Source organism: Gordonia jinghuaiqii, assembly GCF_014041935.1.
GTDB classification, from domain to species: domain Bacteria; phylum Actinomycetota; class Actinomycetes; order Mycobacteriales; family Mycobacteriaceae; genus Gordonia; species Gordonia jinghuaiqii.
On record NZ_CP059491.1, the window covers coordinates 4841831 to 4862332 of the forward strand.

Sequence of the window (20502 nt, forward strand, 5' to 3'; positions counted from 1 at the left end):
AAGTGCTCTGGATGCAGAGACTCGCGAAAGCGACACCCGGGAGGAGATGGACTCGAACGGGGGTCGGCTCAGCGCATTCGACGACAACAACAGAGGACACGAGCGAAAGGCAGACGACAGCCCAGCGCGGTGGTCACGAAGGTGACCTCCGGAAGCCTGCGGTCGGCACTCGTCATGCGCATCAAGCTAGCAACGCATCACCGGCCCGGCAACCCGGTTCGGCCGGGGCACCGCGGCGTCCGGCGCCGAGCGCAGTCGCGTTCACCGGCGAGGATAGGCACCTGCGGGCACCGCGGCCCGGGTTGCACTCAGCGTGATCGAAAGCCCGCACGACGCCACGCCCCACCTGCGACAGGCCGCCGAAGCGGACCGGGGTCGGGTTGCCCGCTCGGGTCGAGTCTGTCGGTGCCCGCCGGTAGATTGTGACCATGACCACAACCACGTCCACGGCCGAGCCCGACGCCGGACTCGACGCCGAGTTCTTGCGGGTCACCGAACCGTTCCGACGAGAGATCGTCGCGCACTGCTACCGGATGATGGGTTCCCATCACGACGCCGAGGACCTGACGCAGGAGACGTTCCTCCGGGCCTGGCGCGGCTATGCCAAGTTCGACCACCGGGCGTCGGTACGCACCTGGCTGCACAAGATCGCGACCAACACCTGCCTCACGGCACTGCAGAGCACGCAACGCAGGCCGCTGCCGTCAGGCCTCGGCGGCGACGCCTTCGACCCCGCCGACGATCTCCTGCAGAACCACGAGGTGCCCTGGCTCGAGCCGTACTCCGGCACCGCTGACGACATCACCCCCGGCGACGACGCGGACCCGGCATTCGTCGTCGGCGCGCGGGAGTCCGTACGGCTCGCGTTCATCGCCGCCCTGCAGCATCTACCCGAGCGACAGCGCGCGGTGCTGATCCTGCGCGACGTGTTGCAGTGGCGGGCAGCCGAGGTCGCCGACACCATCGGCGTCACCACCGCGACGGTCAACAGCCTCCTGCAGCGCGCCCGCGAACAGGTGAAGAACTCTCGCCCCCAAGAGGATTCGGCAGAGTCCCGAGCGTCGGTTCTCGATGACGCCGCCAAACGCGAGCTGCTCGCGCGTTACGTCTCGGCGTTCGAGCGGTACGACGTCGACGCCATCGTCGAGATGTTCACCGACAGGGCGATCTGGGAGATGCCCCCCTTCACCGGTTGGTACCAGGGCGGCGAGAGCATCGGCACCCTCATCCGCCGCAATTGCCCGGCCGAGAAGCCGGGCGACCAGATCCTGCTGCCCACCGTGGCGAACGGTCAACCCGCGTACGGGCTCTACATGCGCGAGCCCGACGGCATCCACCGCCCTTTCCAGCTCCAGGTGCTCGACATCGATCCGCGTGCAGGCAAGGTCAGCCATGTCGTGGCATTTTTCAGCGACACCATGGAAGCGGATTTCGCCCGCTTCGGACTACCCGCGACCCCCTACGACGCCCCGGCCCGCACGGAGGCCAGTCCCTGGCACTGACCGAACAGCCGCGGGCCGCTGGTCAGTCGCCGTCCTGAGGGATCTGGGAGGGGTCCATCCAGACCACCTCCCATGCGTGTCCGTCGGGATCGCAGAAACTGCGGCAGTACATGAATCCGAGGTCCTCGGCGTTCCGGAGAGCGCTACCTCCCGACGCCAGTGCGGCGTCGGCCAGCCGATCGGTCTGCGCCCGGCTGTCGGCGGAGAACGCCAACAGCGACTCCCGTCCCCGCGTGGGTTCCGCGACATTCCCCGCTGCGTACCCGGCGAAGCGTCGTCGCTGCATCAGCACGACCACCGCCGAATCGTTGACGATCATGCAGGCGGCCCCGTCGTCGCAGAACATCTCGTCGAACCGGAATCCGAGCACGCCGAAGAAGCGCCGGGATCTGGAGACGTCGGCGACCGGGAGGTTGATGAACAGCATCGGCGTCACGGGCAGTTCTCCGGTCCGTCAGTTCTCCAGTGCGTCTGGGGAGTCAACCAGTACAGACCATCCCGACGACCCGAACTCATCGGAAGCGACATAAGGTGCAGCAATGGGTGTCATCTATCTCGTCCGGCACGGCCAGGCGAACGCGTCGGCCTACGGCGTCGCCGACGCCGCCGACGACCTGACGAACGGGCCCGGTGGTCTGACCACGACGGGCAGCACACAGGCAGCACTCACCGGCGGATTCCTCGCAGGACAGGTCGATGCGTTCACCGATGCCGTCAGCGGAGACCTCCCGCGGCAGTCCCAGACGTTGAGCGGCGTGCTCGGCACATTCGAGGAACGACCACACCCCCGGGTCGACCCGGGCTGGAACGAGTACTCCCTCCCCGCCCTCGTCGGTCACGCGTCCGCTGAGATGTACCACGACAACCGTCGCTATCAGGAGCAGCTGGACAAGGGCCTGGCCGCCTGGATCGCGGCAGGAGAGCACGACGCCGCCCCCGGACTCGACGGCGGTCCCGCCGAGAGCTACCCACAGTTCAAGGCGCGTGTCGCCGACGCCGCCGCACGAGCGGCCGCGCTGGCCGGGTCGGGACAGACAGTTCTCGTGGTGTCCTCGGCCGGCACCATCACCCAGTTGATCGCCCAGCTGTGGGGCGTCCCAGACGAGAACTGGCCCGCGATGGCCCGCACGATGGTCAACGCCTCGATCACCAAGCTCATCGTCGGCCGAACCGGGGTCTCGGTGGTGTCCTTCAACGAGCACGGTCACCTGTCCGATCGCGACGGCGGGGTCGCCACCGTCCGCTGATCACGCCCGGTGCAGGTTCTCCCCCGGCCGGGTGATCACGATGTTCGGCAACACCGCGAACCGCGACAGCTGTGTGACCGAATGCGCCACCACGGCAACGTCGTCGGCCGTGATCATCTCCTCCGCCGGCAGTGTGTCCTTCAGCCAGTCGGTCATGTCCGTGTTCACATAACCCGGCGCGATGGTCGTGGCGCTCACACCGTTCACCGACTCCTCGAGATTGAACGTCTCACACAGGGAGATCAGCGCAGCCTTGGTCGCACCGTAGGCCGACAGCTCGGGCTCCGGATAGACCCCCGTGATCGATGCCACCGCAATGACTTTCGCGGCGCCGTACACATCGGCCGTGGCACGCAGGGTGGGCAGGGCCGCCTGGAGCAGAACGTAGGGCGCGCGCACGTTGACCTCGTAGAGACGGTCGAAGCGCTTCACCGGCAGATCGGCGACCGCCCCCTTTGAACCCATCCCGGCATTGATGATCAACGCGTCGCACCGTCCGAAGACCTCCGCGTGTGCGCCGGCCAGCGCGATGATCGCCTCGGCGTCGGTCATGTCCGCGGGGACGACCTCCACGCGGCCGGCTCCACGTTCGCGAAGTCCCGCGGCCTTCTTCTCGAGAGCTTCCCGCCCGCGCGCACTGATGGTCAGGTCCCAGCCGTCGGCAGCGAACCGATCGGCGATGGCCGCGCCGATTCCTCGTGACGCGCCGGTCACCAGAGCTGCCCTGTTGTTCGTCGACTTACTCAATTGAATTGTCCCCTGGTCGTTTCGACGCTGATCAGCTGATGTGGCGCAGTCCGTCGGCGATGAAGGCCGCGGTGGCTTCCCCGGCTCGTTCGGCGCCGTCGCCCGACGAGGCACCCGAGAGGGCCCGGTAGGTGATGCCCTCGGCGATGACGCCGAGCTTCAGGTTCGCCAACCCCAGATAGAAATCCCAGTCCCCGAGATCAGAACCCGTTGCGATCGAGTACTTCTGGGCGATCTCGTCCACGGACGGGTAGCGGTCGCTGGTCCACGCCGCGGAGAATCCGAGCACCTGGTCGAAGGCGCCGGTGCGATACACACACATCAGCGCCACATCGGTGAGCGGGTCACCGAGGGTCGACATCTCCCAGTCGACCACCGCGGCGATCTTTGTCGGGTCATCGGCGTCGATGATGGTGTTGTCCACGCGGAAGTCCCCGTGCACCACCGATTCCCGCGTCTGCTCGGGGACTCGCGCAGAGAGCGCCTCCACGAGGCGTTCGACGTCGGGCAGTTCGCGGGTCTTCACGTGACCCCACTGGCGTGCCCAGAGTTTGACCTGGCGTGCGGCGAAGCCTGCCGGCCGGCCGAACCCGCCGAGCCCGACCGCGAGGTGGTCGACGGCGTGCAGGTCGGCGAGGGTCTGCACGAGCGCGTCGAGGTTACCTGCGACGTCGTCGTCGGAGTAGGCGTCGAGGTCGTGCGCGGTGCGGACGACCCGGCCGTCGACGAACTCGACCACGGTGCACGGGGCGCCGATGATCGACCCGTCGGAGTCGAAGGCGATGGTCCGCGCGACAGGCACAGCGGTGGACTGCAGAGCACTGGTCACAGCCCACTCGCGACCCATGTCGTGCGCCGAGGGGGTGAGACCACCTGTCGGCGGACGCCGTGCCACCCAGGTGCTCTCACCGTCGGTGACCGTGTAGGTCAGGTTGGATTTGCCGCCGCTGATGAGACTTATCGAGAGGTCACCGGCGGGTTCGACGCCGTTGTCGACGAGTAAGCGGCGCAGGCGATCTCCGTCTAGTGCGGATTCCACCGACGTCATTTCGCACCCGCCGCGGCCTGTGCCTCCAGCGCCTGCTGCGCCTTCTTGGCCCGCCCGACGGCGCGCCGTGCGATCGCCCAGCGGTGGACCTCGGACGGGCCGTCGTAGATGCGGAACGGTCGCAGCTCCTGCGACAGTCGTGCGAGCGGGAGATCGGCGGAGACACCGAGGCCGCCACACATCTGGATGCTCCGGTCGGCGATACGCGAGTATGCCTCGGCGGCGAAGGTCTTGGCGATCGACGTCTCGTCGGAGGCGTGGTTGCCGAGATCGAGTTCGTGGCATGCCTTGAGCAGCAGCGCGCGGGTGGCGGCCAGGTCGATCTCGTTGTCGGCGACGAGCTGCTGGATCATGCCGAGATCGCCGAGGCGACCGCCGAATCCCTCACGGCGCGAGACGTAGTCGACGGCCACGTCCTGGCAGCGTTTGGCCGAACCGAGCCACCTCATCACGTGGGTCATCCGCGCGGGTCCGAGCCGCACCTGGGCATAGCGGTAGCCCTCGTCGACCTCGCCGAGGATGTCCTCGTCGGGAACGAACAGGTCGGTGAAGCTCATCTCGCAGTGGCCGCCGATCATGGCCTTGTCGATCGTGTTGATGTGCCGCCCGACGGTGAGCCCGGGCGCGTCGGCGGGCGCGAGGAACATCGTGGCACCGCCGCGGTCGCCGGGCGCGCCGGAGGTCCGGGCCATGATGATGAAGAAGCCCGCCCCGTCGGCGCCGGTGATGAAGTGCTTCTCGCCGTTGATCTTCCAGCCACCGTCGACGCGCACGGCCTCGGTCCGGAGTGCATTGGGGTCCGAACCCGCACCCGGCGCAGGCTCGGTCATCGCGAACCCGGAGCGGACCTCGCCCGTCGCGAGCGGAGCGAGGTACTTCTGGCGCTGCTCCTCGCTCGCGATGTGCGCGAGCATGTGCACGTTGCCTTCATCCGGTGCGCCGATGTGCAGCGCGATGGGACCGAAGGTCGAGTAGCCCGCCGCTTCGAACACCGGTGCGCGGTCGCACATGTTCAGTCCCAGTCCGCCGAATTCGACGGGCGCATGCGGGCCGAAGATGCCCTCCGCCTTGGCCTTGGCGTTCATCTCGCGTCGGATGTCGTCACCGCCGGCCGCGGTGATGTCGCCCGCCGACTCGTCCTCGATCGGCAACACGTAGTCGCGGACGAAGCGTTCGGTCTTGGCGACCACGTCGAGCACCTCGTCGTCGTGGCGAAGTTCAATGGGCATCGGTGACTCCTTACACATGGACCGGTGAGGTCTCCCCGGGTTCCGCCGACCGAGCGATCGTTCGGCGGTCCATACCTTGCCAGGCGGTGCGATCCGGGTCAAGGGCAACCCGACACGGTCGCCCCCGTGCTGTCAGCTGGTGCGATGTCCGACCAGCGCGCGGGCCAGCTGGAGGTTGCGCGCGATGAGTTCGTCGGGACCGAGCAGACCGTCGAGTTTGAACCAGGTGGAGACGCCGACGCACATCGTCGCGACCGCACGCGCGGCATCCTTCGGGTACTCGGTGGTGAAGTCGCCGGCCTCGACTCCGGCGAACACGATCTCGTCGACCATTCGCTGCTGGCGGTCCCGGTGACCGATGTAGGTGGACTTGTAGGTGTCGTCGAGACTGCGGATCTCGGTGGAACCGACGAATGCCTGTTCACGCCGGTACATGTGGAATCGCAACAACGACTCGACGACTGCGTCGAACTGTCGCACCGGCTCGGGGCCGGCTTCGGCGATGGCCGCCTCCGAACGCGCCAGCAGGTCTGTCATCGTCCGCTCCAGCAACCCCTGCAACAGCGACTGCTTCGACGGGTAGTGGTGATAGAGGCCGGGGACCGACAGGTTGGCGCGCGAGGCGATCTCCCGCACCGACGTGCCGTGATACCCCTGCTCGGCGAAGGCAGCGAGCGCCGCGGCCAACGGGATCGGCAGTTCGGGCTCGCCGTAGTCGCGCCAGCTCCCGAGTTCCCGCTTCCCCGGTCGGACGTCTGCTTCGCCGGTTCCGCCACTCATGGGATCAAACATATCCCCACGTGCGGCACTACTCACCATCGCCGTCGCTGTGCGCGCGGCTCTTCTCCAGGATCTCCGCAGGTGAGACGAGTAGGGCGATGCTCAGATCCACCACATCGGCCTTGGACAGCGCGACGTCACCTTCGAGCCATGCGGCGAGCAGCCGACTGAGGCCGCCCACCTGATAGTGGGCGACGCCGGCGGCGGCATCGGGACCGACGTGGACGTCGAGGATGGTCGAGGTGCTCTGCAGTGTGAGGCTCGCGAACAACGCGGTCGACTCCATCCGCTTGGCCGCGATCACCGGGCTCAGCAGGGCCTGAGAGAACAGGAGGCGGCCCTTGCGGCGGTCGGCGTCGATGAGATCGACGATCGCCGCGACCGCGCCGGCCACCTTGGACCGCATGCTCGCACCCTCCGAGAACGCGGCGATGCCGGCCTGGGCGATCTCCTCGATGACCTCGTCGTACATGACACCCACGAGCTGGTCGACCGACTCGAAACTCTCGTAGAAGTACCGCGCGGTCAGCCCGGCCCGCCGGCAGACACCGCGCACGGTGATCGTGGTGGCGTCGTCTGCGCCGAGCAGGTCGAGGCCGGCGTCTATCAGGGACGTGCGGCGGCGGGCGACTCGCGTGTCACCGCCCTCGCCGCCGTAGGCCCGGAGCGAGGCTGCCGGGTCGGCCGCGACGCCCGGTCGACTCTCCGGAGTCGATGATGCTCGTCCCATGTTTCCTATCTTGACACCCCCGGTGAGTGAGGTGTCTCATGAAACGGGAAACAGACGTTTCCTGAATCGCGCGGAGGGGTGTTCGATGGCAACGGAGCCTATCACCAGTGGAAGTTCGGCCTTGTCGCCGCGACCGTCGGCCGAGGTGAGGGCCGAACTCGAGGAGTTCCTCACCGCCGAGCGTCCGGACACCGAGTTCCTGCCGTCGGCCGCGCGGATGTCCCGCGCCGAGCTCGACGCCCTCCCCACCATCGATCTCGACCCGCTGGGAGCAGGCGTACTCGCCGGGGCGGCGAACGTGATCATGCAGCTCAGCCTGCCCGCCGTCGGATACGGCGTGTACGAGAGCCGCGTGGACTCGGGCAACCTGTTCAAACACCCCCTGAAGCGCGGGCGCACGACGCTGAGCTACCTCGCCGTCGCCGGCCTCGGCAGCGCCAAGGACCGCAAGGCCTATCGCAAGGCGGTCGGCAAGGCCCACGCCCAGGTCCGTTCGACGCCCGAGAGCCCGGTCGAGTACAACGCCTTCGACCCGAACCTCCAGCTGTGGGTGGCGGCCTGCCTGTACCGCGGCACCGAGGACATCCATCGGATCTTCGGCGGCGTGACCGAGGTGACCGACGCGCGTTACCAGGCCGGCGCGGTCCTCGGAACCACGCTGCAGATGCCCCGCGAGATGTGGCCTGCCACCCGCGAGGACTTCGAGACCTACTGGAACGAGACGGTCGAGACCCTCGAGATCGATCCCGTCATCCGGAACTACCTGATGCAGATCGCACGTGCGGAGTTCCTCGGTCCGGTGGTGTCGAAGCTGTTCGGCTGGTACTTCGAGATCAACGCCATCGGCTTTCTGCCGGAGAACTTCCGCCGCAAGATGCGCGTCGAGCTGTCGCCGTGGCAGGAGTTGTTCTTCGACAAGCACAACGCGGTCCTGCGCGCGTTCATCACCCGCGCACCGAAGTCGGTGCGCGCATTCCCGTTCAATGTCCTGCTCGCCGACGTCCGCTGGCGTATGCGGACCGGTCGTCCGTTGGTGTGACGCCCGCTGTACGCGTCGAGGGCGTGTCGACACGACCGGTGACCGACCACTACAGCCGTCGCAACACGTCCCGGTCCAGGTCGGCGACGTCGGTGTGACCGGCCAGGCCCAGGGTGAGGTCCAGCTGGGCGATGATGTCGGCCACCACGTCGCGGGCTCCGTCGGCCCCGGCGAGTGCGACGCCGTACATGTGCGGCCGACCGATACACGCCGCGTCGGCACCGAGCGCCAGCGCTTTGAGCACGTCGGACCCGGTGTAGATGCCGGAGTCGATCAGCACCTTGATCCGGCCGTCGACGACCGGCGCGATGGTGTCGAGGGCGTCGATGGTGCTGATCGCGCCGTCGATCTGGCGGCCGCCGTGGTTGGAGACGATGATGCCGTCGACCCCGGCGTCGACGGCTCGGCGTGCGTCGTCGGGATGCAGGACCCCCTTGAGCACGATCGGCAGTGAGGTGCGATCGCGCAGACCGGCGAGGTCGTCCCAGTCCAGAGACGGCCGCGAGTAGATGTCGAGGAATGTCTGGACCGACGCACGCGGCCGCGGCGACCTCAGGTTCGACAGGAAGCGCCCCGGGGCGTTGCGGGTGATCGACATCAGTGTGGCGACCGCCCCGAGGGAGATCTCGGGGCGTTCGTCCGACGCCGCGCGCAGACGCTCGCTCACGATGTCTCCGAACCTGCGGTCGGAGGTGTACTGCGCGATACCCTCGCCGCGCGCGAAGGGCAGCGAACCGAGATTCAGGTCCTGCGGCCGCCACCCGAGCATCGTGGTGTCGAGTGTGACGACGACGGCGTCGGCGCGGATCGCCTCCGCCCGCGCGAGGAGACTGTCGACCAGGTCGTCGTCGGTGGACCAGTACAGCTGGAACCAGCGCGGGGCGCCGGCGTCGACGCGGTCCATCTCGGCGGCGACGCTCTCCATCGGCACGCCGGCCTGGTTCGAGAAGATGTAGGGCACACCGAGTTCCGCGGCCGCACGGCCGACGAGGGCGTCGGCCTCAGGCGCGGCGAGCGAACCCGCACCCACCGGCGCGAACAGCACCGGAGCCGGGATCCGCCGCCCGAACAGCTCGATCTCGAGGTTCCGCTGCGACACATCGCGCAGGACGCGCGGCACTATCGCCCACCGGTCCAGCGCGGCCCGGTTCGCCGTCATGGTGCGGCCCTCGCCCGCGCCGCCGGCGATGTAGGCCCAAGCGCGGGATGACATCGCCCGCTTGGCGCGACGTTCCAGTTCCGCGAAATCCGTTGGCACGCGGGGCTTTCGACGATGGACCCCGGCCGTGTAGATCTCGTTCTGCCGTGCACGCCCATATCCCGCGGTCATGGGTGGTGATCGTAGCCTCGACGTGGCCGGATCGCGGCCACGATGGCGCCGAAGGCGAGTCGCTCAGCGAGTGGCCAGCGCGGTGACGCCCGCGGCGGCGACGGTCACCGCTGCCACCGACGGCCACGCACCGATCTTCTTCGCCAGCGGGTGCGATCCGCCGAACGCCGCCAGGTATCCGGCCAGCAGGCCGCCCGCGACGGCGGGGCCCTTCTCGACGGCCCACTGGCGGGTACACCACGCACCGGCCGTACCCAGCACCACTCCACCGAGCTCACGTCGCCCGCTGTATCGCGCGACCGCGAAACCGCCCACCAGACCGACCGCCACCACGGGCACCGTTGCATCCACAGCCATGAGGCTCAGGGTACCGGCATGTCCCTGCCACCCATCCGGTCGCGCTCACCGCTCCGAACAAGGGGTATTCGAGCTCCAGCCACGTCTTGACCGCCCCCGGACCCGAAGGGCCCCCGACATGACACAGACCGCCGAGATGACCGACACCTCTTCAGCCTCCGCCTCCCGGTCGACCGCGTCGTCCCGCGATCTCCGCGCGATCGACCACGCGACCACCGATCTGGAACTGGTCGAGGAGGTCCTGGCCGCACACTTCCGCCAGCACGCCCCCACCCTCCTGGGGGTCGGGCACGAACTCGCTCCCGTGGTCGACGCCGTGTCGGCACGGATCGGCGGCGGCAAACGTCTTCGGGCCGCATTCTGTCTGTGGGGTGCACGCGGTGCGACGCAGGGCCTGACCGCACCGGGCATCGTCGAGATGGCCGCGGCGATCGAGCTGTTCCATCTCGCCGCGCTCGTCCACGACGACGTCATGGACGACAGCGACACCCGCCGCGGACTGCCGACCGTGCACCGGCAGTTCGCCGACGACCACCTCCGTGCCCGGCGTCGAGGTGATGCGGAACGACACGGCACCGCCGTCGCGATCCTCGTCGGTGACATGTGCCTGTCGTGGTCGGACGACCTGGTCGCCACCGCCGTCGACACGGTCGACCGCGATACCCGCCGCGCGGTTCGTCGTACCTGGTCGGAGATGCGCGACGAGGCCTACGGCGGCCAGTACCTGGACATGTTGAGCCAGACCGAGGCGGCCACCGACGCCGACCGGACCGCACGCATCCTGCGGTACAAGAGCGCGCGCTACAGCATCGGGCAGCCACTGCGCCTCGGCGGGACACTTGCCGGCGCCTCGTCGGCGCTGCTGGACTCCTACGACCTGATCGGACTGAGCGCGGGCGAGGCATTCCAGTTGCGCGATGACATCCTCGGCGTCTTCGGCGACGAGAAGCTCACCGGCAAACCCGCCGTCGACGACCTGCGTGAGGGCAAGCGGACGCTGCTGATCGCGCTGGCCGAGGAAGCGGCCGGACGGATGGAGCGACGCGTGCTCTCCGACTGCCTGGGCAACCCTGATCTCGACCAGGAGGGCGCCGCGCAGATGCGCGACGTACTCGAATCGACGGGGGCACTGGCCCGGGTGGAACAGCGCATCGTCGACCTGTCGGAGGACGCGCTCGGCGTCGTCGCGGACTCGCAGCTCGACGGGAGGACCCGCGAGGCACTCACCTCGCTCATCGAACGTTGCGTCTGGCGTACCTCATGAGTGATCTCGGTGGACCGACGGTCGAACTCCGCGTCTGGGGAGTCGACCGTGTCCTGCCCGCGCTCGGCCGGATGTCCACGGGGCGACGAACCCTGCGCGCCACACCGGGTCTGCGATTCGCGAAACTCCTCGGCACCGGCACCGCGCAGACATTCACTCTCGAGAGCGCCGACCTGCGACACTGGGCCGCTCTGACCGTGTGGCACGACGACGCCGCAGCCCTGGCCGCCGACCGATCCCGGCTGTTCCGGGGATGGCAGGATTCGAGCACCGAGGAACTGCGCGTCACGATGAGACCACTCCGGTCGAAGGGCCGGTGGTCACGTGTGGAACCGTTCGGCTCCCCGCCGCCGCATGCCGCCGAACTCGGCCGGAAGTGGGCCGGCCCGGTCGCGGCGCTGACCCGTGCCCGGCTCCGACCGACGACGATGATGTCGTTCTGGCGCGCCGTCCCCCCGGTGGCCTCCGAACTCGCCGACGCGCGGGGAAATCGGTTGGCGCTCGGTGTCGGCGAACTGCCGATCGGGGTCCAGGGCACGTTCTCGGTGTGGGATTCCGCGCGGGATCTCACCGACTTCGCCTACCGCAGCCCCGCCCATGTCTCGGCGGTCAGACGCACCGCACCGGCACGCTGGTACGCCGAGGAGCTCTTCGCACGCTTCGCCGTCACGGACGTGGCCGGCACATACGACGGAAAGCCCGCATGAGCACCGCACACGACGCTCCCGCCCGCGGCAGGCAACCACCGACCCGCGACGATCGATTCCGCGCCGGCCGAGACAGCAGCGACCGCGGTTCCGCGAAGAGCGTTCGCGGCCTGCTCATCCCGCTGGCGTGGGTTCTTCTGGCCGCGGGCATCGGCGTCCAGATCGCGTTCCCGCTGACCGACGGCGGCAACCTGCCGCTGACGGTGGCGAGCGTGCTGCTCTTCGCCTCGGCGGCACTCGTCCATGTCACCGCCACCCGCGGCGCGTGGGCCGCGATCGCACTGGCCGGGGTCGCCGGCGGGGGTGGGCTCATCGCCGAGGCAGTCGGCGTGAGCACCGGATTCCCCTTCGGCACATACGTGTACACCGATGGCCTGGGACTCAAGCTCCTGGGTGTGCCGGTACTCGTCCCGCTGGCGTGGATCATGATGTCGTGGCCGGCGCTGGTGGTGACCCGCAGGCTCGTCGGGGCTCTCGGGCTGTCGGGCGTCCGAGCACGTGTGGCGGTCGCCGCGGTCGGCGCGTACGCCCTCACCGCCTGGGACGTGTTCCTGGATCCGCAGATGGTCGATCAGGGGCACTGGGTGTGGCAGTACCCGACCCCCGCGCTGCCCGGTGTCGCCGACATCCCGCTGACGAATTTCGCGGGCTGGCTGCTGGTTTCGTTCCTGATGATCGCCGCACTCGATCGTCTCATCGGGCATTCGGGCGAGAACCCGGCCGACGGGGTGCCGATCACGGCCTACCTGTGGACCTACTTCTCGTCGGTGATGGCCCATGCGGTGTACTTCGGTCGCCCGTCCGTGGCGCTGACCGGGGCCTTCGTGATGGGTGTCATCGCGCTGCCGGTGCTGGTCATCGAGATCCGGAGTCGCCGTGCGGTCCGGTGACCTGTGGCGTCGTCTCATCGCGGCGGGAACCGGATTGTCCGTGGCATCCCTGGCACTGACCGTCGACAACGCGGTCCGCGTGCGACGTCCCTGTCTCACCGACTTACCGGCGCCCGAACCACTTTCGGTGCTGGTGCCGATGCGCGACGAGGTCGACAACGCGCAGCGGTGCCTCACCGCCGTCCTCGAAGCGCTCGACCGGTGGCCCGGACCGGCCCGCGTCCTCGTTCTCGACGACGGATCCGTCGACGGTACGGGCGAAGTACTCGCACGCCTCTCGGCTCGCGACGAGCGGATCGAGGTGTACCCGGGCACCACCCCGCCGAGCGGCTGGCTCGGAAAGAACTGGGCCTGTGCGCAACTCGCCGACAAGGCGACTCCCGACGGGGTCTATGCCTTCGTCGACGCCGACGTGGTGGTCGGGCCGGACGCCCTCACCTCGTCCCTCTCATTGCTGCGCAACACCGGCCTGGACCTGGTGAGCCCCTACCCGCGCCAGATCGCCGAGGGCGCGGGCGAGCGGCTCGTCCAGCCGCTCCTGCAGTGGTCCTGGCTCAGCACCCTCCCGTTGGGACTCGCCGAACGGTCACCTCGCGAATCGCTGACGGCCGCCAACGGACAGCTCCTCGTGGTCGACGCCGGGGCCTACCGGCGCGCCGGGGGCCACGGGGCGGTGCGTGACGTCGTCCTCGAGGACATCGCACTGCTGCGCGCGATCAAGTCGGCGGGGGGCCGAGGAGTGGTCGCCGACGGCAGCAGCATCGCGACCTGCCGCATGTACCACGGCTGGGACGAGGTCCGCGCCGGATACCGAAAGTCGTTGTGGTCGGCCTTCGGCTCGCCCGCCGGAACCCTCGCCGTCACCGGACTGCTGTGCCTGGCGTATGTGATCCCCGCGCTGGGAGCACTTTTCGGCTCCCGGACCGGGCTCGTCGGCTACCTCGCCGGTGTCGGTTCACGCGCGGTCTGCGCCCGCGCCACCGGAGGCCGGGTATGGCCCGACGTGTTCGCCCACCCCGTCTCCGTCGTCGTCTTCACCGGCCTGGCAGTGGATTCGACACTGGCCAGGCAGCGCGGCGCCCTGGAATGGAAGGGACGACCGATCGAGGTCAACCGATGAGCCGTGTACTCGTGATCGGGGCCGGGGTCGGCGGACTCGCGGCCGCGATGCGCCTGCAGGCCGCCGGCCACGACGTCACCGTCGTGGAACAGTCCGACGCCGTCGGCGGCAAGCTCGGCGTGGTCGAACACGACGGATTCGTCTTCGACACCGGACCGTCTCTGGTGACGATGCCGCACGTCTTCGAGGAACTGTTCGCCGCGACCGGGGCGTCGATCCACGATGTCCTCACCCTGGAGCGCCTCCCCCTTGCCGCCCGCTACCGTTTCCCCGACGGCACCGAGCTGGACATGCCCGGCGATCTCGACGCCATCCCGACCGCACTCGACGCCGCCCTCGGTCCCGGCCGGGGCGCACAGTGGTCGTCGTTTCTTCGACGCGCAGAACGCATCTGGGATGTCACCCACGGCCCGTTCCTCGAATCGCCGATGAGCATCCGCACCATGATCGGCGGCATCGCCACACCCTCCGACGTACGGACGGTGGCGCCGTGGCGAACGCTGCGCGGACTCGGTGATCGCCATTTCGACGACCCTCGCCTGTCCATGCTCCTCGACCGGTACGCGACCTACACCGGGTCCGATCCGCGCCGCGCCCCGGCCGCGCTCGCGTCGGTCCCGTGGGCCGAGCAGGCCTACGGATCATGGTATGTACGAGGCGGTTTGGGTCGCATCGCCGCGGCCATGCGGGACCGCCTGACGGAACTCGGTGGTCGTATCGAGCTCGGCGTCGAGGTCGCGCGGGTGTCGACCGATACGCGTGGTCGCGTCGACGGCGTGATGCTCGCCGACGGCACCGAGCGCCCGGCCGACATCGTCGTCGCCAACGCCGACGCACGCCAGGTCTATGACCGCCTCGTGCCCCGTCGCGCCGCACGCGTCCCCTCGGCCCTGTTGCGCCGGACGACTCCGTCGCTGTCGGGGTTCGTCCTGTTGCTCGCCCTCGACGATCCGCCCGCCGACCAGCCCCATCACCACGTGCTGTTCGCCGAGGACTACGACGAGGAGTTCGACGCCGTGTTCGGGTTCGGCGGCCCGCCGCGTCCCATCGCGCGTCCCACGGTCTACATCTCCGCGCCCGACGATCCCGAGATCGTGCCGGGTCCCGGCACGGCATCGTGGTTCGTCCTGGTCAACGCGCCCCGCCACGATCCCGGACACGGGGTTGATTGGGACACACCGGGATTGGCCGAGTCCTATGCCGACCGGATTCTGACGGTGATGGCCGGGCGCGGCCTCGACGTCGGCGACCGCATCCGTCACCGGACCCTGCTCACCCCGGCCGATCTCGAGCGCCGGACGCTGACGCCGGGCGGTTCGATCTACGGCTCGTCGTCGAACGGCCCGCGGTCGGCGTTCCTCCGGCCGTCGAACACCTCACCGGTACCGGGGCTGTACCTCGTGGGCGGGTCGTCGCATCCCGGTGGCGGGCTGCCGCTCGTGGTGATGTCGGCGAAGATCGTCGCGGATCTCATCGCCGAAACGTGAAGACACCACGGATGATCCGTGGTGTCTTCACGAGTTCGGGTCAGGACGTGGGCATCGGCCCGACGGATCGGTCGCCGCGCAGTCGCTTCCGGATCAGCTCGGCACTGATCAGGCACATCGGCAGACCGATGCCCGGCCGTGTGCTCGATCCCGCGTAATACAGCCCCTCGACCTTGCGCGACCGGTTCGTCGAGCGCAGGAATGCGCTCTGGCGCAACGTGTGTGCCGGTCCGAGCGCTCCCCCGCACCACGAGTTGACGCTGTCGACGAAGTCGGCGGGCCCGATGGTCCGGCGCACGACGATGCGGTCGGCGAGGTCGGGCACACCGGCCCACTGCCCGATCATCGCGATGGCGCGATCTGCCACCTTCTCGATGTCGGGGTCCCCGCCGCCGTCGAAGCCCCCGTGGCCGAGGCCCGGGTCGGGTGGGACGGGCACCAGGATGAAGAGGTTCTCGTGGCCTGCCGGCGCCACCGAGGTGTCGGTCGCCGACGGCTTGCACACGTAGAGCGACGCGGGATCCGGAATCCGCGTGGGGGTTTCGAAGATGGCGTCGAAGTTGGTCTTCCAGTCCTCGGTGAAGAACAGCGAGTGATGCTCGAGCTCGGGCAGTTCACCGGTGACACCGAGACAGGCCAGCACCGCGCCGGGACCCGACGTCGCCCGGTTCCAGTAGCGTTGCGGAAACGTCTGCAAACCCGCGGGCAGCAATGCGGTCTCGAGGTGGTGGAGGTCGGCGGCACCGATCACGATGTCCGCGGGCAGGTCTCGGCTCCCTTCCGCCGTCTCGACGCGTACGCCGGTGACCTCGGCGCGGCGCCGGAAGATGCCCATGCGTCGCCCCGGTCGCCGGCGGGTGAGCACCGCGGTCGCCGACGTCCCGGTGTGCACGCGCACACCGCGCTCGCGGGCGACCCGCTCCAGTGCGTCGACCAGAGTGGTGAAGCCGCCGTTGGGATATCGCACGCCGTCGGCGAGGTCCAGCCAGCTCATCAGGTGATACATCGCCGGTGTGCGTTCGGGCGACGAGCCGAGGAACACCGCGGGGTAGCCCAGCACCTGTTGCAGGCGACGGTCATCGAAACGCGCGGAGATGAAGGACTGCAGGGATCGGCCGAGCAGCGTCACCAGCGTCGTGGCGTGGCGCAGGACCGGACCGCTGAGAAATGCCCGCGGCGAATCGAAGTTGGTGTACAGGAATCGTTCCACCGCAAGGTCATAGGCCTGCCGGCCGGTCTGGAGGTACTTCTCGAGCGCCGCCCCCGCCCCCGGTTCGATCTGCTCGAACATCGCGCGGTTGCGCTGCTCGTCGCCGAACACGTCGATCGGTGCGCCCTCGGATTCGGGGTCCCCGAAGAACACGCGATATCCGGGGTCGAGCCGGACGAGGTCGAGCTGCTCGGCGGTGGACGTGCCGAGCATCTCGAAGAAATGGTCGAAGACCTCGGGCATGAGCCACCACGAGGGGCCGGTGTCGAAACGGAAATCCCCACTGCTCCACGTGCCGGCCCGCCCGCCCAGGTCGTCGTTCTTCTCGACGAGCTCGACGTCGTGACCGTCGTGTGCGAGAAGGGCGGCGGTCGCCAGTCCGGCGACACCGCCGCCGATGACGACGACGCGTCTGGCCGCGGTCATGCGCCGGCCCCCTGGGCGACGCGCGGGATTCCGCGTCGCGCGACGGCGGACGCCGCGATCCTCGCCTTACCCGCGTTGGGGACCCGGACGCGGTTGCGCCGCGCCTGCGCTGCCGATGATTCGCGCAGGCGCGCGGTCAGCTCGGCGAACAGATCATGGGCCGTGCACACCGCGACGCGGCTCCCGATCGGCAGGCTCGGGATGACCGCGGCGGCGGCGGTGAGATCGAGATCGATGTCGTCGAGCCACAGCGACCACGCCGAGTCCGTCGGGTTGTCGGGGTCGAGACCCACCAGGTACCGGCGGCCGAGCCCGTCGCTGTCCTCGCCGAAGTCGCGCAGGAAGTTGATCTTCTGGAACGCGGCGCCGAGTCGTCTGGCCCCGGGCGCGAGGTGCTCATACTGTGCGGCGGCCTTCGGTTCGTCCGCCAAGAACGCACGCAGACACATGAGTCCGACCACTTCGGCGGACCCGTAGATGTAGGACGCCAGACTCTCGTAGTCGTGGACGACGTCGGTGAGGTCGGTGCGCATCGACTCGAAGAACGGGCTGACGAGGTCGAGGTCGATGCCGACCTTGCGGGCCGTCCGGGCGAAGGCGTGCACGACGAGGTTGCTGCTCGCCCCGGTGATCAGCGCGACGCTGGTCTGTTCCTCGAGCTGGTCGAGCTCGTTGCTCCGGTCTGCCAGGCCTTGTTCGGGGCGCGGTGCGTCGACGATCTCGTCGGCGACGCGGACCAGTGCGTAGATGTTGCGGACGTCGCCACGGACCGCCGGAGTGAGCAGTCGTGAGGCGAGTCCGAAGGAACTCGAGTACGACTTGATCACGAGCGCAGCGCTGGCGTCGGCGACCTCGTCGTACCGTCGGTGCGGGGGGACCACTTCGGTATGACCGGGCATGTGCATCATCCGGTTGCTCCTGTACCTGCCTGCCGGGAACCTACCCGGCGGAAACAAAACTCTCGATCGAAGGCGGTGTGCCGACATCATGAATTCGACGCCCGGGCCGTCATCGGATGGGTCGGCTCCGCATGCCGGTAGGGGTCGGGTCCCGGCAACTGACGAACCTGTTCGACGAACCACGGGCTGACCGCCCACGGGGTTCGCTCGACGAGCGACCACACGTCGGCGACCCGGGCCCACGCGTGTTCGGCGACCTCGGCCGGGTCGGGTGCCACCTCGCGCAGTGGCCGCGCGACGAAGACCGGGCAGATCTCGTTCTCGACGATGCCGCTCGCGTCTACGGCCCGGTATCGGAAGTCCGGCAGCACGATTCGCACATCGTCGACGTCGATGCCGAGCTCGCGGCGCGCGTAGCGGTGGACGGCGTCGACGACGGATTCGCCGGGACGGGGGTGACCGCAGAACGAGTTGGTCCAGACCCCGGGCCAGCTGCGTTTGGTCAGTGCCCGGCGCGTCATGAGGAGATGACCATCGTCGACGAGGTGGCACGAGAACGCGAAGTGCAGCGGGGTGTCGGTGCCGTGCACGCCTTCACGATCGGCGGTGCCGCAGGGGCGGCCGTCGGCGTCGGCGAGAACCACCGAGTCGTTCGTCATCTCTGATACCTCACGGGTTGGTGCCTCAAGGGGTTCGTACAGCGAGGGCCGGAGCCCGGATTCCTCCATTGTTCGTCACCGTGCGGCCTTCCGGATTGCCCGGGCGCCGGAAAAGGGATCTTGGTCCGACTGCGTCACCACGTCGGAGTGGTTCCACGGCGGAGAGTCACCTCGTCGGGGAGGTCACCCCGCCGAACGTGTGCGCGCGAACGGCGACGAGGAGCTGCACGGTCCCCACCGAAGCGAGCGCCACACCTATCGTCCCGGTGACTGCGGCAAGTCCGGTGGTGGTGTCGGTCCCGAGTCCCGCCCACCAGAAGATGGCCGCGGTCAGGGCCGCGATGACGGCGAGAATGACCCGCGACGGGCGCTCCCAGACGGTCACGGCCCCCGGGCCGTTCATCCCGATGACCTGCGCGGTGGCGCGAGTGGATTCCAGGAGCAGGGTGAGGACGGCGATCGTCACCCCGGTCCACATCGGCGCGCCCACGATCACCACGATCGCGGCCAGCATCAGATCCGAACATCTGTCGGCGAGTGTGTCGTAGACGCGCCCCCACCTCGACGCGGTGCCGGTCTGGGCGGCGATCGCACCGTCGATGCCGTCGAGCAGGGCCGCGAACACGATCACCACCGCGCCGATCGCCGGCCATCCACCGCCGAGGAGCGTCAGACACAGCGCGACGGCGGTGACGACGACGCCGAGGACGGTGACCACATTCGGTGTGATCCCGATCCGCGCGAGCGGGCGCGCGCAGGCGTTGCTGAGGAGGACCCAGTTCCGCGTCCACACCGACCCACGCGGGTCGATGCCGCCGTGCAGTGACGACCACGCGTCGAGTACGGCCTCCCGGTGGGGCCGCGGCGGAATCGCGGGTGCGAGGTGGTCGGGTTCTGCGGACACCTCAACTCCCCTGACTCTCGCGGCCGCTTCCTCCGATGGCCTGGCAGACCGCCCAGCCCACGATCACGATGACGTGAAGCACATACAGCCACAGGCCGACGGCGACGACACCGCCGATCACGCGCAGACCCCCGTAGGGGATGCCGACGTCGAGCGGGATGGACAGGAACAACAGGAACCCCTGGACGAATCCCGCGATGAACGACGCGGTCCCGAGCGCCGCCGCTCCCGCCGCTACCGGCGTCGGTGTCCCGGGCGTCACCTTCCAGTACACCCAGGTCAGGACCGCCGCAACGGTCAGCCATACGGTGACGAAGCCGATGACCACACGCGCGGCGAGATCCCAGAATCCACCGGACCCGCCGCCATCGGGCGCGAGCCCGGTGATCGATGCGGCCACGACGGCGGCGATGTGGGCCAGCGGCGGGACCAGCACGACCAGACCGAGGATCGCCAGCCGCGACCGCCAGCCGGTGAACCGGTCCCGGTGCGGGTACATCGACATGCACGCGCGCCGGAGACCCTCGCCGTAGAAGGAGGCGGGGAACAGCAACACGATGGCGCTGACGACACCGAGGTGCGTGCCGACCACCACGGCCTCGGCGAACACCGGACGGGCACCCATGTCCGGCGGGATCAGCACTCTCGACGCGGTGAGCGACTCATCGGCGGCGTCCGTCCCGCGTATCCACGTCGTCGACCAGATCGCCAGCAGCACCCATGGCACGATGGCGATTGCGGCGTAGTAGGTGAGGGTTGCCGCGGCGGCGGCGAGATCACCACGGGCGAGTACGCGGCGGGTGTCGGAGACCAGGCCGCGGGCACCGGAGACCAGTGCGCGCGCGTCGAAGATCGCGAGGCTATCGCGAGTCATCGTCGGGGCCGCACGGCGCAGGGTCACCCGTCCGGCATACCTCACAACGCGCT

General features: G+C 69.0%; 21 protein-coding genes. 8 read left to right on the forward strand and 13 right to left on the reverse strand.

Translation table 11 applies throughout. The annotated features are described in order from the left end of the window. Positions 1–428: 428 nt before the first annotated feature. On the forward strand, positions 429–1502 hold the full coding sequence (locus H1R19_RS21540; protein ID WP_188328322.1) for a sigma-70 family RNA polymerase sigma factor: 1074 nt from the start codon (positions 429–431) through the stop codon (positions 1500–1502). Positions 1503–1524: 22 nt separating this feature from the next. Here H1R19_RS21540 and H1R19_RS21545 read toward each other — a convergent pair whose 3' ends face one another. Then, positions 1525–1938 (reverse strand): VOC family protein, encoded by a 414-nt coding sequence (locus tag H1R19_RS21545; protein WP_188328323.1) that lies wholly within the window; start codon positions 1936–1938, stop codon positions 1525–1527. A gap of 103 nt (positions 1939–2041) precedes the next feature. On the opposite strand from H1R19_RS21545, the gene H1R19_RS21550 reads away from it, so the two are divergent. Continuing rightward, the gene (locus tag H1R19_RS21550; protein ID WP_188328324.1) at positions 2042–2749 is read left to right on the forward strand and encodes a histidine phosphatase family protein; all 708 of its coding nucleotides are present in this window, start codon (positions 2042–2044) and stop codon (positions 2747–2749) included. On the opposite strand, the gene H1R19_RS21555 is transcribed toward H1R19_RS21550, so the two are convergent. The 5 genes from H1R19_RS21555 to H1R19_RS21575 all read right to left on the reverse strand — a co-directional run bounded on the left by H1R19_RS21555 (position 2750) and on the right by H1R19_RS21575 (position 7283). Further along, the gene (locus H1R19_RS21555; RefSeq protein ID WP_188328325.1) at positions 2750–3496 is read right to left on the reverse strand and encodes an SDR family NAD(P)-dependent oxidoreductase; all 747 of its coding nucleotides are present in this window, start codon (positions 3494–3496) and stop codon (positions 2750–2752) included. 31 nt (positions 3497–3527) lie between these two features. Beyond that, complete coding sequence (locus H1R19_RS21560) at positions 3528–4544, reverse strand: phosphotransferase family protein (RefSeq protein ID WP_188328326.1); 1017 nt, start codon at positions 4542–4544, stop codon at positions 3528–3530. Then, complete coding sequence (locus H1R19_RS21565; protein WP_219850123.1) at positions 4541–5773, reverse strand: acyl-CoA dehydrogenase family protein; 1233 nt, start codon at positions 5771–5773, stop codon at positions 4541–4543. The genes H1R19_RS21560 and H1R19_RS21565 overlap by 4 nt, the downstream gene beginning before the upstream one ends. Positions 5774–5905: 132 nt before the next feature. Beyond that, positions 5906–6553: a TetR/AcrR family transcriptional regulator gene (locus H1R19_RS21570; protein WP_188328328.1), complete on the reverse strand. Its 648-nt coding sequence runs from the start codon at positions 6551–6553 to the stop codon at positions 5906–5908. 28 nt (positions 6554–6581) lie between these two features. Continuing rightward, entirely contained in the window at positions 6582–7283 is a 702-nt protein-coding gene (locus H1R19_RS21575) for a TetR/AcrR family transcriptional regulator (protein WP_188328329.1), read from the reverse strand. An 85-nt stretch (positions 7284–7368) separates the two neighbouring features. Here H1R19_RS21575 and H1R19_RS21580 point away from each other — a divergent pair, with 85 nt between their 5' ends. Beyond that, a complete protein-coding gene (locus H1R19_RS21580; RefSeq protein ID WP_188328330.1) occupies positions 7369–8322 on the forward strand; it encodes an oxygenase MpaB family protein in 954 nt (317 codons plus the stop codon). Positions 8323–8371: 49 nt separating this feature from the next. Here H1R19_RS21580 and H1R19_RS21585 read toward each other — a convergent pair whose 3' ends face one another. Continuing rightward, positions 8372–9652, reverse strand: coding sequence for an alpha-hydroxy-acid oxidizing protein (locus H1R19_RS21585; protein WP_219850124.1), 1281 nt, complete (start codon positions 9650–9652; stop codon positions 8372–8374). A 63-nt stretch (positions 9653–9715) separates the two neighbouring features. Then, positions 9716–10009 (reverse strand): hypothetical protein, encoded by a 294-nt coding sequence (locus H1R19_RS21590; RefSeq protein ID WP_219850125.1) that lies wholly within the window; start codon positions 10007–10009, stop codon positions 9716–9718. A 118-nt stretch (positions 10010–10127) separates the two neighbouring features. Between H1R19_RS21590 and H1R19_RS21595 the strand changes: the two genes are divergently transcribed. Genes H1R19_RS21595 through H1R19_RS21615 form a run of 5 tightly spaced genes read left to right on the forward strand, consistent with a single transcriptional unit; the run spans position 10128 to position 15477 of the window. Continuing rightward, complete coding sequence (locus H1R19_RS21595; RefSeq protein WP_188328333.1) at positions 10128–11273, forward strand: polyprenyl synthetase family protein; 1146 nt, start codon at positions 10128–10130, stop codon at positions 11271–11273. Then, positions 11270–11980 carry a monooxygenase gene (locus tag H1R19_RS21600; protein WP_188328334.1) on the forward strand — a complete coding sequence of 237 codons (711 nt, stop codon included), beginning with the start codon at positions 11270–11272 and terminating at the stop codon, positions 11978–11980. Before H1R19_RS21595 ends, H1R19_RS21600 begins: the two co-directional genes overlap by 4 nt. Continuing rightward, positions 11977–12870, forward strand: coding sequence for a carotenoid biosynthesis protein (locus tag H1R19_RS21605; protein WP_219850126.1), 894 nt, complete (start codon positions 11977–11979; stop codon positions 12868–12870). Before H1R19_RS21600 ends, H1R19_RS21605 begins: the two co-directional genes overlap by 4 nt. Next, entirely contained in the window at positions 12857–13990 is a 1134-nt protein-coding gene (locus tag H1R19_RS21610) for a glycosyltransferase family 2 protein (RefSeq protein WP_219850127.1), read from the forward strand. The genes H1R19_RS21605 and H1R19_RS21610 overlap by 14 nt, the downstream gene beginning before the upstream one ends. After that, positions 13987–15477 carry a phytoene desaturase family protein gene (locus H1R19_RS21615; RefSeq protein ID WP_219850128.1) on the forward strand — a complete coding sequence of 497 codons (1491 nt, stop codon included), beginning with the start codon at positions 13987–13989 and terminating at the stop codon, positions 15475–15477. The genes H1R19_RS21610 and H1R19_RS21615 overlap by 4 nt, the downstream gene beginning before the upstream one ends. 40 nt (positions 15478–15517) lie before the next feature. On the opposite strand, the gene crtI is transcribed toward H1R19_RS21615, so the two are convergent. The 5 genes from crtI to H1R19_RS21640 form a co-directional block, all read right to left on the reverse strand. After that, a complete protein-coding gene (gene crtI / locus H1R19_RS21620) occupies positions 15518–17113 on the reverse strand; it encodes a phytoene desaturase family protein (RefSeq protein ID WP_219850129.1) in 1596 nt (531 codons plus the stop codon). Then, the gene (locus tag H1R19_RS21625; RefSeq protein ID WP_188328339.1) at positions 17110–18021 is read right to left on the reverse strand and encodes a phytoene/squalene synthase family protein; all 912 of its coding nucleotides are present in this window, start codon (positions 18019–18021) and stop codon (positions 17110–17112) included. The genes crtI and H1R19_RS21625 overlap by 4 nt, the downstream gene beginning before the upstream one ends. Positions 18022–18098: 77 nt before the next feature. Next, on the reverse strand, positions 18099–18671 hold the full coding sequence (gene idi, locus H1R19_RS21630) for an isopentenyl-diphosphate Delta-isomerase (RefSeq protein WP_219850130.1): 573 nt from the start codon (positions 18669–18671) through the stop codon (positions 18099–18101). A gap of 166 nt (positions 18672–18837) precedes the next feature. After that, positions 18838–19575, reverse strand: coding sequence for a CDP-alcohol phosphatidyltransferase family protein (locus tag H1R19_RS21635; RefSeq protein ID WP_244970794.1), 738 nt, complete (start codon positions 19573–19575; stop codon positions 18838–18840). A 1-nt stretch (position 19576) separates the two neighbouring features. Beyond that, a complete protein-coding gene (locus H1R19_RS21640; protein ID WP_188328341.1) occupies positions 19577–20449 on the reverse strand; it encodes a YhjD/YihY/BrkB family envelope integrity protein in 873 nt (290 codons plus the stop codon). Between the last annotated feature and the right edge of the window lie 53 nt (positions 20450–20502).

What these genes read in the sequence shown, in the direction of transcription:
- H1R19_RS21540 (WP_188328322.1), top strand. Translation starts at nt 429, where the DNA reads ATGACCACAACCACGTCCACGGCCGAGCCCGACGCCGGACTCGACGCC.
- H1R19_RS21550 (WP_188328324.1), top strand. Translation starts at nt 2,042, where the DNA reads ATGGGTGTCATCTATCTCGTCCGGCACGGCCAGGCGAACGCGTCGGCC.
- H1R19_RS21560 (WP_188328326.1), bottom strand. Translation starts at nt 4,544, where the DNA reads ATGACGTCGGTGGAATCCGCACTAGACGGAGATCGCCTGCGCCGCTTA.
- H1R19_RS21565 (WP_219850123.1), bottom strand. Translation starts at nt 5,773, where the DNA reads ATGCCCATTGAACTTCGCCACGACGACGAGGTGCTCGACGTGGTCGCC.
- H1R19_RS21570 (WP_188328328.1), bottom strand. Translation starts at nt 6,553, where the DNA reads ATGAGTGGCGGAACCGGCGAAGCAGACGTCCGACCGGGGAAGCGGGAA.
- H1R19_RS21575 (WP_188328329.1), bottom strand. Translation starts at nt 7,283, where the DNA reads ATGGGACGAGCATCATCGACTCCGGAGAGTCGACCGGGCGTCGCGGCC.
- H1R19_RS21580 (WP_188328330.1), top strand. Translation starts at nt 7,369, where the DNA reads ATGGCAACGGAGCCTATCACCAGTGGAAGTTCGGCCTTGTCGCCGCGA.
- H1R19_RS21585 (WP_219850124.1), bottom strand. Translation starts at nt 9,652, where the DNA reads ATGACCGCGGGATATGGGCGTGCACGGCAGAACGAGATCTACACGGCC.
- H1R19_RS21590 (WP_219850125.1), bottom strand. Translation starts at nt 10,009, where the DNA reads ATGGCTGTGGATGCAACGGTGCCCGTGGTGGCGGTCGGTCTGGTGGGC.
- H1R19_RS21595 (WP_188328333.1), top strand. Translation starts at nt 10,128, where the DNA reads ATGACACAGACCGCCGAGATGACCGACACCTCTTCAGCCTCCGCCTCC.
- H1R19_RS21600 (WP_188328334.1), top strand. Translation starts at nt 11,270, where the DNA reads ATGAGTGATCTCGGTGGACCGACGGTCGAACTCCGCGTCTGGGGAGTC.
- H1R19_RS21605 (WP_219850126.1), top strand. Translation starts at nt 11,977, where the DNA reads ATGAGCACCGCACACGACGCTCCCGCCCGCGGCAGGCAACCACCGACC.
- H1R19_RS21615 (WP_219850128.1), top strand. Translation starts at nt 13,987, where the DNA reads ATGAGCCGTGTACTCGTGATCGGGGCCGGGGTCGGCGGACTCGCGGCC.
- crtI (WP_219850129.1), bottom strand. Translation starts at nt 17,113, where the DNA reads ATGACCGCGGCCAGACGCGTCGTCGTCATCGGCGGCGGTGTCGCCGGA.
- H1R19_RS21625 (WP_188328339.1), bottom strand. Translation starts at nt 18,021, where the DNA reads ATGATGCACATGCCCGGTCATACCGAAGTGGTCCCCCCGCACCGACGG.
- idi (WP_219850130.1), bottom strand. Translation starts at nt 18,671, where the DNA reads ATGACGAACGACTCGGTGGTTCTCGCCGACGCCGACGGCCGCCCCTGC.
- H1R19_RS21640 (WP_188328341.1), bottom strand. Translation starts at nt 20,449, where the DNA reads ATGACTCGCGATAGCCTCGCGATCTTCGACGCGCGCGCACTGGTCTCC.